Origin of the sequence: Sphingomonas sinipercae, assembly GCF_011302055.1 — a bacterium.
Taxonomy (GTDB): domain Bacteria; phylum Pseudomonadota; class Alphaproteobacteria; order Sphingomonadales; family Sphingomonadaceae; genus Sphingomicrobium; species Sphingomicrobium sinipercae.
The window spans coordinates 1,244,089-1,257,252 of sequence record NZ_CP049871.1; the positions used below are offsets into that span (position 1 = coordinate 1,244,089).

General features: G+C 64.4%; 15 protein-coding genes and 1 other RNA gene. 10 read left to right on the forward strand and 6 right to left on the reverse strand.

Translation table 11 applies throughout. The annotated features are described in order from the left end of the window. Nucleotides 1-111: 111 nt before the first annotated feature. Nucleotides 112-1,344 carry a type III PLP-dependent enzyme gene (locus G7078_RS06530; protein WP_166094242.1) on the reverse strand — a complete coding sequence of 411 codons (1,233 nt, stop codon included), beginning with the start codon at nucleotides 1,342-1,344 and terminating at the stop codon, nucleotides 112-114. Between the two features lie 209 nt (nucleotides 1,345-1,553). On the opposite strand from G7078_RS06530, the gene G7078_RS06535 reads away from it, so the two are divergent. Beyond that, nucleotides 1,554-2,492, forward strand: coding sequence for a threonine ammonia-lyase (locus G7078_RS06535; protein WP_166094244.1), 939 nt, complete (start codon nucleotides 1,554-1,556; stop codon nucleotides 2,490-2,492). Here G7078_RS06535 and G7078_RS06540 read toward each other — a convergent pair. Continuing rightward, nucleotides 2,489-2,740, reverse strand: a complete 252-nt coding sequence (locus G7078_RS06540; protein ID WP_166094246.1) for a hypothetical protein — start codon at nucleotides 2,738-2,740, stop codon at nucleotides 2,489-2,491. The genes G7078_RS06535 and G7078_RS06540 overlap by 4 nt on opposite strands. A 28-nt stretch (nucleotides 2,741-2,768) precedes the next feature. Between G7078_RS06540 and G7078_RS06545 the strand changes: the two genes are divergently transcribed. Continuing rightward, nucleotides 2,769-2,960, forward strand: coding sequence for a hypothetical protein (locus G7078_RS06545; protein WP_166091714.1), 192 nt, complete (start codon nucleotides 2,769-2,771; stop codon nucleotides 2,958-2,960). Here G7078_RS06545 and G7078_RS06550 read toward each other — a convergent pair. After that, a complete protein-coding gene (locus tag G7078_RS06550; protein ID WP_166094248.1) occupies nucleotides 2,935-3,615 on the reverse strand; it encodes an alpha/beta hydrolase in 681 nt (226 codons plus the stop codon). The genes G7078_RS06545 and G7078_RS06550 overlap by 26 nt on opposite strands. Nucleotides 3,616-3,719: 104 nt before the next feature. Between G7078_RS06550 and G7078_RS06555 the strand changes: the two genes are divergently transcribed. The 8 genes from G7078_RS06555 to G7078_RS06590 all read left to right on the forward strand — a co-directional run bounded on the left by G7078_RS06555 (nucleotide 3,720) and on the right by G7078_RS06590 (nucleotide 10,554). After that, complete coding sequence (locus G7078_RS06555; protein WP_166094251.1) at nucleotides 3,720-4,793, forward strand: cysteine desulfurase family protein; 1,074 nt, start codon at nucleotides 3,720-3,722, stop codon at nucleotides 4,791-4,793. Beyond that, nucleotides 4,751-5,908, forward strand: a complete 1,158-nt coding sequence (locus tag G7078_RS06560; protein WP_425505235.1) for a cysteine desulfurase family protein — start codon at nucleotides 4,751-4,753, stop codon at nucleotides 5,906-5,908. Before G7078_RS06555 ends, G7078_RS06560 begins: the two co-directional genes overlap by 43 nt. Beyond that, nucleotides 5,905-6,240, forward strand: a complete 336-nt coding sequence (locus G7078_RS06565) for a 2Fe-2S iron-sulfur cluster-binding protein (RefSeq protein ID WP_166094253.1) — start codon at nucleotides 5,905-5,907, stop codon at nucleotides 6,238-6,240. The genes G7078_RS06560 and G7078_RS06565 overlap by 4 nt, the downstream gene beginning before the upstream one ends. Before the next feature lie 38 nt (nucleotides 6,241-6,278). Beyond that, nucleotides 6,279-6,373: signal recognition particle sRNA small type (gene ffs / locus G7078_RS06570), an RNA gene on the forward strand. Nucleotides 6,374-6,466: 93 nt separating this feature from the next. Next, entirely contained in the window at nucleotides 6,467-8,092 is a 1,626-nt protein-coding gene (locus tag G7078_RS06575) for a DNA polymerase III subunit gamma/tau (RefSeq protein ID WP_166094256.1), read from the forward strand. Nucleotides 8,093-8,106: 14 nt separating this feature from the next. Then, the gene (locus G7078_RS06580; RefSeq protein WP_166096218.1) at nucleotides 8,107-8,430 is read left to right on the forward strand and encodes a YbaB/EbfC family nucleoid-associated protein; all 324 of its coding nucleotides are present in this window, start codon (nucleotides 8,107-8,109) and stop codon (nucleotides 8,428-8,430) included. Between the two features lie 154 nt (nucleotides 8,431-8,584). Beyond that, entirely contained in the window at nucleotides 8,585-10,264 is a 1,680-nt protein-coding gene (gene ettA / locus G7078_RS06585) for an energy-dependent translational throttle protein EttA (protein ID WP_166094257.1), read from the forward strand. Beyond that, nucleotides 10,264-10,554, forward strand: coding sequence for a DUF1905 domain-containing protein (locus G7078_RS06590; protein ID WP_166094260.1), 291 nt, complete (start codon nucleotides 10,264-10,266; stop codon nucleotides 10,552-10,554). Before ettA ends, G7078_RS06590 begins: the two co-directional genes overlap by 1 nt. A gap of 13 nt (nucleotides 10,555-10,567) precedes the next feature. Here G7078_RS06590 and G7078_RS06595 read toward each other — a convergent pair whose 3' ends face one another. The 3 genes from G7078_RS06595 to G7078_RS06605 form a co-directional block, all read right to left on the reverse strand. Further along, nucleotides 10,568-11,593 carry a WD40/YVTN/BNR-like repeat-containing protein gene (locus G7078_RS06595; protein WP_166094261.1) on the reverse strand — a complete coding sequence of 342 codons (1,026 nt, stop codon included), beginning with the start codon at nucleotides 11,591-11,593 and terminating at the stop codon, nucleotides 10,568-10,570. A 177-nt stretch (nucleotides 11,594-11,770) separates the two neighbouring features. After that, the gene (locus G7078_RS06600) at nucleotides 11,771-12,262 is read right to left on the reverse strand and encodes a pyridoxamine 5'-phosphate oxidase family protein (protein ID WP_206367435.1); all 492 of its coding nucleotides are present in this window, start codon (nucleotides 12,260-12,262) and stop codon (nucleotides 11,771-11,773) included. Nucleotides 12,263-12,337: 75 nt separating this feature from the next. Next, entirely contained in the window at nucleotides 12,338-13,063 is a 726-nt protein-coding gene (locus G7078_RS06605) for an NYN domain-containing protein (protein ID WP_166094263.1), read from the reverse strand. Between the last annotated feature and the right edge of the window lie 101 nt (nucleotides 13,064-13,164).

Sequence of the window (13,164 nt, forward strand, 5' to 3'; positions counted from 1 at the left end):
TGGTCCCCGCCCGCACCTGGCGAGCGAGGTCAGAGGCCTGTCGTTACCGTTCAGGAGGGGACAGCCTCACCCTCCGCTTGGCCTCAGGTCGAAACCCGAGGCTGTCTCGTTCTAGAGCGTCACCACGTTCGAACGCTTAGCCGGCTCGGCTGCTCCGTACAGGCTCGCCATCGGCTCGTCGTCGACGATCGCGACCGTCTCCGAACCGAAACCATTGAAGCCGGTCCGCATCGCGCTTCCGTAAGCGCCAAGCATGCCGATCTCGATATAGTCGCCCGGCTGGACGTCGGCTGGCAATTCGAAGGGGCCAGCCATGTGGTCGAGGTCGTCGCAGGTCGGCCCGTAAAAGCTGAACTCGGCCGGGCGAACGTGCGACTCGGGCTCGCGCAGCAACTGCACCGGATAGCGCCAGCCGATGTGGGCCGCGTCGAACAGCGCGCCATAGGCACCGTCGTTGATGTACAGCTCGCTCCCGCGGCGCTTTTCGACCCGCACGACCAGGCTGCCATATTCGGCGCACAGCGCCCGGCCCGGCTCGCACCAAAGCTCGGACGAATAGCTGACCGGCAGCTTCTCGAACGTCTCGTGGATGACCGCGAAATAGGTTTCGAGCGGCGGCGGCTCCATCCCCGGGTAGGAGGACGGAAAACCGCCCCCGACGTCGACGATATCGACCGTGACCGCCGCTTCGACGATGGCGTCGCGAACACGGCTCATCGCCTCGGCGTAAGCGGACGGGCTCATCGCCTGGCTGCCGACATGGAAGCAGATGCCGAGCGCGTCCGCGGCCTGGCGGGTTGCCATCAGCAATTGCTTCACTTCGCCGGCTTCGGCCCCGAACTTCGAGGCGAGGCTGAGCTTGGCGTGCTCCGAGCTAACACGAAGCCGGACGAGCAGGTTGAGGTCGCTCGCGGCTTCGCCGTCGCTGGCCGTCGCTTGGACGATCTTCTCCAGCTCTTCCAGCGTATCGAGCGAGAAGGTGCGGACGCCATGCGTGAAATAGGCTTCGGCAATCGCTTCGGCCGACTTCACCGGGTGCATGAAGCACAGCACGGCCTCGGGAAGGGTTTCGCTGACAAGCCGGACTTCGCCGATCGAAGCGACGTCGTAATGCGTGACGCCCGATTCCCACAGAATTTGCAGCAAGTCGGGCGACGGGTTCGCCTTAACCGCATAGAGCGACCGGCCCGGAAACTTCTCCACGAAGAAACGGGCGGCCCGGCGCGCGGCGTGGGGACGAAGCAGCGTTACCGGCTGGGCCGGGCGCATTCTGGCGAGATCGGCACCGCAGCGGATGCCGGACGGGGCGGTCGCTAGCCCCAGCGCGCGATGATGCTTGTGCAATTCAAGGGACCTCCAAGTGCCTTTCGGCGAACGTTGACGAAAGCTGCCTTGCGGTTGGAAGTCCCATGGGGCAGCGAGGGGGGCGATATATGGACGGCGACCCCCTCTGTAAAGGATTTTCCGGCCGCCTTTTCTGGCCCTCGGCGCGATTCGTCCCTCGTCGACCACGGTTCAGCTAAACTAATGATGTAAAAGGGTTTTCACGCACGGTGACAGTGACGCGCAGCGACATTCTGGAGGCGGCGGACAGCATCCGCAGCGACGTCGAGCAAACCCCGCTCATCGAAACGCGGATTTCGGGCCGCACGATGTGGCTGAAATGCGAATCCCTGCAGACGGGCGGCGCGTTCAAATTGCGCGGCGCCACCAATCGCCTGCGCCAGCTATCTCCGGCCGAGCAAGCCCAGGGCGTGGTCGCTTTCTCGTCGGGTAATCACGCGCAGGGCGTCGCCATTGCTGCCAGCCGCCTTGGCATCCGCGCGACCATCGTCATGCCATCCGATGCGCCGGCGGTGAAGATCGACGCCACCCGCAGCCACGGTGCCGAGATCGTTTTCTACGACCGCTCCAGGCAGAGCCGCGAAGAGATCGCCGCCAAGATAGCGCAAGAGCAGGGCGCCACCGTCGTGCCCAGCTTCGACGATCCGGCGATTGTTGCCGGTCAGGGGACGGTTGGGCTGGAAATCCTGGACCAGATGCCAATTCCGCCGCGCCAAATCGTCATCCCCTGCGGCGGCGGCGGGCTTGCCGCCGGAATTGCGCTCGCCTGTCCCGACGCTGAAATCGTCATCGTCGAGCCGGAGGGCTGGGACGACATGCGGCGTTCGCTGGAGGGCGGCGCGATCGTTCCGGTTCAGCCCAACCCGCCGACTACGCTGTGCGACGCCCTGCAGACCCCGCGGGTCTCGCCGATCACTTTCGGAATTTTGCAGCGGCGCTCGGCCCAGGCGCTGGTCGTCACCGATGACGAAGTCACGCAGGCGGTTCGCATCGCGTGGCGGGAGCATGGGCTGACCGTTGAAGCCGGCGGTGCGGCTGCTTTGGCGGCCGTGCTCGCTGCGAAGGCTCAGTTGGTCGAGGGAATGGTGGTGGTCTTGTCGGGCGGGAATATCGATCCCGAACTTCATGCGTCGATCGTCGAAGGCTAGGCGGCGACGGTGCGATATTGGCCCGGCTCGACCTGGGCGGGGCTCGAATGTTCTACCGCCTGCGTCAACTCCTCGAGCTCGGCGGCCAGTGTGCGTAGCTCGGCAGCAAGGGCCTTGGGATCGCTTTCGCCAAGGCCGGCAGAGGCGTCAATGAGCGTATCGAGCATCATCGCGATGCAGGGCAGGATCGTTTCCTCGATCCGTTCGAACGCCTCGTCCAGGCGTTCTTGCTGCTCGGCCAGGTTCATTGCGCCACAATGGCGCAACTACGGTTAAGTGTTGGTGAAGGATGTAGCCGCTTTGAACGATCTTTCATCGGCAGCGATGGCAATTGCCATGATCGCCGCGTTCCTGCTCGCAATCGGCGGGTTCAAGCTCCTGCGTGATCGCAGCAGCCGCAGCCGCGGGGTGCTGATGCTCGCAGCGGCCGCAGTCGTTGCCGCTAACGTCCTGATTTGGACTTTATAGGCTGCCGCTTGGGGTCGGTGGCCAATCGCATGTCGAGATAGTCGTCGACGCTCTTCATCAGCAGGTCGAGCTCGTTGGCAAAGAAGTGGTTGGCGCCCGGGATAGTGTCGTGATGGATGGTAATGTGGCGCTGGGTGCGAAGCTTGTCGACCAGCTTCTGGACCGCGCTCGGAGTCACCACTTCATCGGATTCGCCCTGGATGATGATCCCGGATGACGGGCAGGGGGCGAGGAAGCTGAAATCGTACATGTTCGCCGGCGGGGCGATCGAGATGAAGCCCTTGATCTCGGGACGGCGCATCAGCAGCTGCATGCCGATCCACGCGCCGAAGCTCACGCCCGCGATCCAGGTCGTTTCAGCCTCGGGATGGATCTGCTGCACCCAGTCGAGGGCGCTGGCCGCGTCGCTAAGCTCGCCGACGCCATTGTCGAACGTGCCCTGGCTCTTGCCGACGCCGCGGAAGTTGAAGCGAAGCGTCGCGAAGCCGCGCTTGACGAAGGTTTGGTAGAGCAGCTGGACGATTTTGTTGTTCATCGTCCCGCCGGCCTGCGGGTGCGAATGGAGGATCATCGCAACGGGTGCGCGCGGGCGCGGGCCGGGGTGGAAGCGGCCTTCAAGGCGCCCCTCGGGACCTGGGAAAATGACTTCGGGCATGGGTGCGGCTGCTCGCGTAAATGATGGGGCCACGGGTGCACCGCGGCGGCGGCTCCTATATAGGCAGGCGGGTTGAACAGGCAATCGGCAGTTATCCGCGCAAAATGAAGGATCGCATCTACCTCGACCACGCCGCGACCACGCCGGTGCTGCCATCGGCGCGGCAGGCGATGGTGCGCGCCATGGACAGCTGGGCCAACCCCAGTTCGCCCCATGCGGATGGCCGCGCCGCCCGTGCCATTCTCGAAAAAGCGAGGGAATCCCTCAAGCAAGCGCTTGTCTGGCGTCATGACGTCATCTTCACGTCCGGCGCCAGCGAAGCGGTGGAAATCGTCGCCAGCCGCGCCAAGCCCGCCCTGCGGGTGGTCGGCGCCACCGAGCATTCGATCGTGCCGCACGCCTTCGGGCCCGAGGCGGCGATCATTTCGGTGGGACCCGACGGCCTGATCGACTGCGATGCATTGGCAAGGGCGCTCAAGGAGCCCGCCGTGGTCGCGATCCAGCAGGTCAATAACGAAACGGGCGTCATCCAGCAGCTGGGCGAGATCGCCGCGATCGTGCGCGAAAGCGGTTCGCTGCTGCTGGCCGATTGCGCCCAGAGCGCGGGCAAGATCGACCTTCCCGACGCCGACTTCATCGCGGTCTCCGCCCATAAGCTTGGCGGCCCGCCCGGCATCGGCGCTCTGCTCGTCAAGGACCTTGGCGCACTGAGTGCGGTCGGCGGGCAGGAGCAGGGTTATCGACGCGGGACGCAGGACGCGCCTTCGGCCGCAGGCTTCGCGGCCGCGCTCGAGAGCCGCGCCTTTGCCGCCGCGATGCCCCGCCTCGCCAAGCTGCGCAGCCGCCTCGACGAGGGCGTAAAGGCCAGCGGCGGCCTCGTCATTGCCGAGGATAGTCCGCGCATCGCCAACATTGGCGCGATCGCATTGCCGGGGGCCGACCAATCGACCCTTCTCGTCCAGTTCGACCTCGCCGGTTTCGCGGTCAGCGCCGGCAGCGCCTGTTCCAGCGGCAAGATGAAGGCGAGCGACGTCCTTCGCGCCATGGCCGTGCCGCCGCAGGTCGCAAGCTCCGCCTTGCGCATCAGCTTCGGCCCGGAAACCTCGGAAGCCGACATCGACGCCTTCCTCGCCGAATGGGCGGCGATCGCAAGGCGCGTCGGGGCGAAAGCGGCATGATCTACCTCGATTACCAGGCCACCACCCCGCTTGCGCCGGAAGCGGCAGCCGCGATGCAACCGTGGGTCGAAGACAAGTTCGCCAATCCTCACTCGCCGTCGCGTTGGGGCGCCGAGGCCGCTGCCGCGGTCGAGGTTGCGCGCGACCGCGTCGAACGCGCCATCGGTCTCGACGGCGGTTCGCTCGCATTCACCGGCAGCGCGACCGAGGCGCTCAATTGGGCGCTCAAGGGCAGTGTCGAGAAGGCGCGCGACGGCCGCAATCGCATCCTTACGGTTGAGACGGAGCATGCCGCCGTGCTCGACAGCTGCGCCTGGCTCGAAGGGCAGGGCGCTAAGGTCACGCGCCTTCCCGTAAGTAGTGACGGTCTGCTCGATCTCTCGGCGCTCGAAGCGGCGCTCGACGATCGCGTGCTGCTGGTCGCGGTGATGCTGGTCAACAACGAGATTGGCGTCATCCAGCCGGTGGCGGAGGTCGCCAGGCTCGCCCATGCAGCCGGCGCTCTGATGCTCTGCGACGCGGTGCAGGCGCTTGGCCGTGTGACCATCCCCGACGGCCCCGACCTGGTCGCAGTCTCCGCCCACAAGGTTCACGGACCCAAGGGCATTGGCGCGCTGTGGATGCGCGAAGGCTGCGAACCGGCGCCGCTGATCCACGGCGGCGGGCAGGAACGCGGTCTTCGCTCCGGCACGCTTTCTCCAGCGCTGTGCGCCGGATTCGGCGCGGCGGCGAAGCTGGCGTCAGAACGTCACGACCGGGACTGCGATCATGTCGAGGACTTGTGGAACGCGGCGCTGGCGGCGCTCGGCCCGGGCTGGATCGTCAACGGCAGTGTTGGCCAGCGCTACCGCGGCAACCTCAACCTCCGCCGCGATGGGCTCGACGCCGGCCGGTTACTTGGCGAGCTGCGCGGGATAGCGCTTTCGCTCGGCTCCGCCTGCGCCAGCGGTTCGGGCCGGCCCAGCCATGTGCTCCGCGCGCTCGGCCTCAGCGATCGCCAGGCGCGTTCCTCGATCCGGCTCGGCTTCGGCCGCTACACCACGCAGGAGGAGTTGCGCGACGCGATCGGCCAGATTGAGGCCGCAGCGGCCCGCCAGGAGCAGTTCGCGGCGTGACGACAGTCCGGTTCCACAAGGCCGACGGTACGCTCGACCGCGAGGTCGAGGCAGAGCCGGGCCAGCGGTTGCTCGACGTCGCCTGGGCGGCGAACCAGCCGCTCGAGGGCGCCTGCGAAGGCGTGATGAGCTGTTCGACCTGCCACGTAATCGTCGATGCGGAGGATTTTCCGAAACTTCCCAAGGCCAGCGAGGAGGAAGAGGACATGCTCGACCTCGCCGCCCACGCGACCAGGCATTCCCGCCTGGCATGCCAGATCCTGCTGACCGAAGCGCTGGAAACGCTCAGCGTCCGGATCCCGTCCGGCGCCCGCAACTGGCTGCGCGGCTGAACGGCTTGCGGCGGAACGGCTTAGCGACCATATGGCGCCTCGGAAGTCGGCGGACGGCGCTGTCGCCAACCTGGTCAGGTCCGGAAGGAAGCAGCCACAACGATTTGGTGCCGGGTCGTCGGCTTCCACCCTCCTTTTCATCTTGAGCCAAGCGAAGCCGTCGCCCTTGCGGATTGCAGGGATGCGCGCCTCGCAATGACGGCGCGAACCCCGTAAACCGACCGCAATGACCGACGAATCGCTGGGATTGGGACTGGACCTGCCGGAAGCGCCGAAGAGCGCCGCTTCGCCGTATCGCGTGCTCGCCCGCAAATACCGCCCGCAAAGCTTCGACCAATTGATCGGGCAGGAGGCGATGGTGCAAACCCTCGCCAACGCCATCGAACGCGGCCGGGTTGCTCACGCCTTCCTGCTGACCGGCGTCCGGGGGGTCGGCAAGACCTCGACGGCGCGCCTGATCGCCAAGGCTCTTAACTGCATCGGCCCAGACGGGCAGGGCGGCCCGACCATCGCCCCCTGCGGCGAGTGCGAGAATTGCCGCGCAATCGCCGAGGGCCGGCACATCGACGTCGTGGAAATGGACGCCGCCTCGCACACCGGCGTCGACGACGTCCGCGAGATCATCGATGCGGTTCGCTACGCATCGGTATCGGCGCGCTACAAGATCTACATTATCGACGAAGTTCACATGCTGTCGAAGAACGCTTTCAATGCGTTGCTGAAGACTCTTGAGGAACCGCCTGAACATGTGAAGTTCCTGTTCGCGACAACCGAAGTGAACAAGGTGCCGGTGACGGTGTTGTCGCGGACGCAGCGGTTCGACCTGCGCCGGATACCGGCTGAGAAGCTCATCGCTCATTTCAAGGAAGTCGCGCGCCTCGAAGGCGTCGAGGTTGAGGATGACGCACTGACGATGATCGTCCGTGCCGCCGAGGGCTCCGCCCGCGACGGGCTTTCGATTCTCGACCAGGCGATTGCCCATGGCGGCGGCAGCGTTTCTGCGGCGCAGGTGCGCGAAATGCTTGGCCTTGCCGATCGCGGCCGGATCCGTGACCTGCTGCAGCTCATTCTCGACGGCGACACGCCGGGAGCGCTCGCCGCGCTCGACCAGGCCCACGACCTTGGCATCGACCCGCTGTCGCTGCTGCGCGGTTTGATGGAGGCATTGCACGGGGCCAGCCGCTCGAAAGCCGGCGCTAATGCCGACGTGCTCCTGTCGGCTGAACAGCGTCAATTCGCGGAAGTGCTCGCCGCCAAGCTGTCCTGGGCGCAAATTCATCGCTTGTGGCAGATGCTGCTCAAGGGCCTGGCTGACGTCACGACGGCGCCGGAACCGTCGGAGGCCGCGACGATGGCCGTGCTGCGGCTGATCCATTCGGCCGAAATGCCCGACCCGGCGGCGATCCTCGACCGCTTGAACGGTGCCGCCGTAACCGCCGGCAAGCCGGGGGCGCCGTCTCAGGCGTCCCCATCGGCGCCGGCGGCGCAATTGCCCGCGGACTTCCGGGCACTGGTCGCGACGCTTGAAAACAATCGCAAGGCGCTGCTCGCCCAACAAATGCACGACCAGGTCGGCCTGGTGCGCTATGCCGCGCCGGAGCTGGTGGTGAAACCGCTGCGCCCACTGGGCACGGACTGGCCCCGAGACCTTGCTGCCGCGCTCAAGGCGATCACCGGCCAGACGTGGACCGTCTCCATTGCCGACGAAGCGGCCGAGCCGTCGCTTCTGGAGCAGGAGAAAATGGCCGAGGAGCGCGTTCGCAATGACGTCCTCCAGGACCCGGCGGTTCGCGCCGCGTTCGACGCTTTCCCCGAGGCGGAACTTGAATCCTATTCCAATACAAGAGGTTGATGACCATGCCTGAGATGCCGAACCTGGATGAGATCATGAAGATGGCGCAGGAGGTCCAGGCCGAAATGCAAAAGGCGCAGGACAACCTTGAGAATATCGAGGTCGAGGGCGCGGCGGGCGGCGGCATGGTCAAGGTCAAGGCCTCGGCCAAGGGGCGGATCATCGCCGTGACGATCGACGAAAGCCTGCTTCAGCCGTCGGAAAAATCGATGCTGGAGGACTTGGTCACCGCCGCAATCAACGATGCGCGCGCCAAGGCCGACGCCGCTGCCGGCCCGGAAATGCAGAAAATGACGGCCGGCATCCCGCTTCCCCCGGGCTTCAAGCTGCCGTTCTAGGAAAGTCGGTCATCGCGAGCGCGGCGCAGCGATCCAGCGTCCCGGATTGCCGCGTCGCCTTTGGCTTCTCGCGATGACGTGCATCTAGAAATGCGCCTGCGCATCCCCTAATTGCGCCGCTAACCCCGCACATCTTAAAGGACCCGCGACCCCAATGGCCGCTCAATACGCATTTGTGATGAAGGACATGACCAAGTCCTTCCCCGGCGCCGCAAAGCCGGTGCTCAGCAACATCAACCTGCAATTCTATCACGGCGCTAAGATCGGCATCGTCGGCCCCAACGGCGCCGGCAAGTCGACGCTGATGAAGATCATGGCCGGCATCGATACCGAATTTCAGGGCGAGGCCTGGCCGGGCGAGAACATCACTGTCGGCTATCTGGCGCAGGAACCGCAGCTCGACCCAAGCAAGACGGTGCTTGAGAACGTCAAGGACGGGGCGCGCGACATCGCCGACATGGTCGATCGCTTCAACGCCATTTCGGCCGAGATGGGCGATCCCAAGGACGACACTGATTTCGACGCGCTGATGGAAGAAATGGGCGACCTTCAGGGCAAGATCGACGCCGCCGACGGATGGACGCTCGACAATCAGCTTGAAGTGGCGATGGAAGCATTGCGCTGCCCGCCGTCGGATTCCGCGGTGGAGAACCTGTCCGGCGGTGAAAAGCGCCGCGTCGCGCTGACCCGGCTGCTGATCCAGAAGCCGTCGATCCTGCTCCTGGACGAGCCGACCAACCACCTCGACGCCGAAAGCGTCCAGTGGCTCGAACAGCACCTCAAGGAATATGCCGGCGCGGTGCTGATGATCACCCACGACCGCTACTTCCTCGACAATGTGGTGGAATGGATCCTCGAAATCGATCGCGGGAAGTACTTCCCGTACGAAGGCAATTATTCGACCTATCTGGAGAAGAAGGCCAAGCGGCTCGAGCAGGAGGACCGCGAGGAATCCGGGCGCCAGAAGGCGATCAAGGACGAGCTTGAGTGGATCCGGCAGGGCGCCAAGGCGCGCCAGACCAAGTCGAAGGCGCGTATCGCCAAGTTCGATCAGCTCGTCGCCAGCCAGGAGAAGCGGATCCCCGGCAAGGCCGAAATCCTTATCCAGGTGCCCGAACGGCTTGGCGGCAAGGTGATCGAGGTCAACGGCGTCACCAAAGCCTATGGCGACAAACTGTTGTTCGAAAACCTGTCCTTCACGCTTCCGCCGGGCGGGATCGTCGGCGTCATCGGCCCCAACGGCGCCGGCAAGTCGACCCTGTTCAAGCTGATCACCGGCCAGGAAAAGCCCGATTCCGGCAACGTCGATATCGGCCCGACCGTGCACCTCGGCTACGTCGACCAGAGCCGCGACCATTTGAACGAGAAGAACAACGTCTGGCAGGAAATCTCCGACGGCCTCGACTATATGAAGGTCAACGGCCACGACCAGTCGACGCGGGCTTATGTCGGCGCTTTCAACTTCAAAGGGCAGGACCAGCAGAAGAACGTCGGCAAGCTGTCCGGTGGTGAGCGCAACCGCGTCAATATCGCCAAAATGCTGAAGCGCGGCGGCAACGTGCTCCTGCTCGACGAGCCGACCAACGATCTCGACGTCGAGACCTTGGGCGCGCTCGAAGAAGCGATCGAGAATTTCGCCGGTTGCGCTGTGGTGATCAGCCACGATCGCTTCTTCCTCGATCGCCTGGCGACGCACATCCTTGCCTTTGAGGGCGATGCGCATGTCGAATGGTTCGAAGGCAATTTCGCCGCTTACGAGGAAGACAAGGTCAGGCGCCTGGGCGAAGAGGCCACGCGCCCCGGGCGCATGACCTATCGGAAGCTGACCAGGTAATGATCGCCTTCGCCTCGCTGCTTTGGACTTGGCGCAGCGAAGCGACGGGAAGCTGGTATTTTGTCACCGTGCCCGAGGAGCAATCGGGGGAGATCAAGGCCCATGCCTTCGGGAGCCCGCGCGGATTTCGCTCGGTGCGGGTCGAGGCCACGATCCGCGACGTCACTTGGCGCACCTCAGTTTTCCCGCAGAAGGACGGTGGCTACCTGCTCCCGGTCAAGGCGGATGTGCGACGCAGGGCAGGGCTGGCCGAGGGCGACGAGCTTACTGTAACGCTGGAACTCCTCTGACGATCGCCGCCTTTCACTTGTGGAACTGGACCTTCGTTCCGATTGCGTAGACCTTCGGCGTCCCGTCCGCGGCGCGAACCCTGATTTTGTTTGCCGCCGGGGCTAGCGCCACCGGGGCCCAGCTCTTGCCGCCATCGCGGGTTTCAAAGCCGCCCACCATGGTTCCAACCCAACCGACGTTTGGCGTTACGAAGCCGACTCCAAACTGGCGCGCCTTGGCATTCACGACCAGCGGAACTTCCGCCCAATGCTCGCCGCCATCGACCGTCTTGGCAATCACCTGCTGCTGCCGTTCCGGATCGTACGTCTGCACTGTTGCATAGCCGGTCTTGGCGTTGACGAAGCTGCCTTTCCAGCTGTTCTCCAGCTTGCGCGGGGAGCGATAGACTTCGCGCCAGCTTTTCCCGCCGTCACCGGTTTTCAGGATCACCGCATTGGATTCCTGAATGTTGCTGTTGCTGCCGGCAAAGACGAAGCCGGTTTTGGCGTCGATGAATTTGACGTCCAAGATCATGCCGGCCTGCGCGCTAAGGTCGATGAACGTCCAGCTTTCGCCGCCGTCGGTCGAGCGAAGCAGCTTGGCGGGCCCGCTGACCCGGCCCGCAGCATGGATGATCGCACGGCTCCGCAGCTGGCCCTGGTAAATCGATTTAGTGAGAAGAACGTCGATCGCGCAAATGCCTTCCACGCTCGCGCCGCCGAGATCGACCGGGGTGAACGACTTGCCCCCATCGCGGGTGCGGTAAAGCGGCACGGTGTCGGTGACGTTGGGATAGGCGTCGCCGACGTTGCCGATGAAGCCAAGCTGCGGACTGATGAAGCCGACTGCCCGGATGAAGGTGCCGGGGTGGGACCAAACCTTGGCCCAGGTCGCGCCGCCGTCGTCGCTTCGGAAGAAGTCGCCGGCGCCGGTGCCGTAAAAGCCGGTCCGTGCATTGGCGAAGTGGATGTCGTCGCGCTTGCCCTTGTACGCCTCGGTCGTGACGGTGGTCCAGGCGCTCGCCGGAACCACCTGTTCGACACGAAGTGGCGGCTGCATGGCGCAACCGCCCATCGAAAGTGTCAGCGCTAGAGCGGCACTTCCAAGAAAAGACTTTACCCTCATTCCAGCCCCCTGAAATCTTACCAGAAGGACAGTCCAGCTTGTCAGCCGTAGTGGCGAGGGCATTTCTGCGAAACCGCCTGCCGTCTCGGCAGGCGGTTCGCTAATTAGGCGCTAAAGAACGACTTCGGCGCGGTTCTCGTCCTGCTGCTGTTTGCCCGGATCGCGGCCCAACATCTTGATGACGGCCGCTTTCAACGTCGATCCAGCGCTTGCGCGCCAGATATCCGCCGACGTCGTGTCGAACCGCAGCAGCGCCAGGTCAGGATCGTCTTTCCCGTCCTTGTACCAGGATGCGATGATCGGGTTCCACAGCCGCTCGATGACTTGGCGGTCGTTGCTGAGCTGCAAGGTGCCGTGGATCGACGCGAACAGCTTGTGATCCTTGCTCGCGTAAGTGGCGATCGCCTTCGGGTTTTGCCCAAGGCCCTTGACCAGGTCTTCGGACCGGGCGGCGAAGAACCAGATTTGGCCGTCGTCGACCTGCGCCGTCATCGGGCGTGTCATCGCGTCGTCGACGCCTTGGAGACCCAGCATCACGAAGGGCGAATCGTCCAGCTTGTCCCAAAATTCTTCGCGCAACTCCTGCTCGGCTTCGCTCATCATGTCCTCCTGCTGCTTTTGATGGGCAACGGGGAGGGGGCGGGCCGGTTCCGATTCCGGGACCAAGGGCGGTATCGGTCAGCGCAGCCGTTTCACCCGCAAGCGACCGTCGGGGCCGGGCTTCACGTCGAAGTTCGGAATCGACCGGATCAGCTCCGACAGGCGGTTGAAGCCGTAGTTGCGCGTGGCGAAGCTGGACACCGCTTTGGCCCGTTGCCCGAGTTCGGACAGCGAGGCGTATCCATCTTCGTCGCGTTCGGAGGCCTTGAAGGCCGCGCCGAGCAGGTCGAGCAGTTCGTGGTCGACCGGGCGGTCCTTGCGCTCGGCTTCGACCTCGGCCGACGCTTCTTCATTGTTCGACAAGGCAGCAACATCGAAGAAGCGCGTGCAGGCCTGGCGAAAGCCGAGCGGCGTCTTCGCGGTCCCGAAACCGTAGACGTTGAGCCCGTCTTCCCGGATCCGCTGGACCAGCGGCAGGAAGTCGCTGTCGCTCGACATGATTCCAAAGCCATCGACATTGCCGCGATAGAGCAGGTCCATTGCGTCGATTGTCATCCGCATGTCGGTTGCGCTCTTGCCTTTCACCACATCGAATTGCTGCATCGGCACGATCGAGTGGGGGCCGGTCAAATTGCCCCAGCCTTTCAAGCTGGCCTTCGCCCAATTGCCGTAGGCGCGACGGATGTTGATGGTGCCAAGCTCGCCCAGCACGAGAAGCACTTCGTCGATCGTATCGGGGGACGCATTGTCGGCATCGATCAGCAGTGCAATGTTGAGGTCGCGGCCGTTATTTTTGTCATTCATCGCCCGATTCCCTTCGCAATGGCGCGTCTTAGCTGATCAATCCGGGAACGAAACGCCTTCTCGCGCACTGAAAGCATAGTGGGTGACCGGGGAAGGTTGGA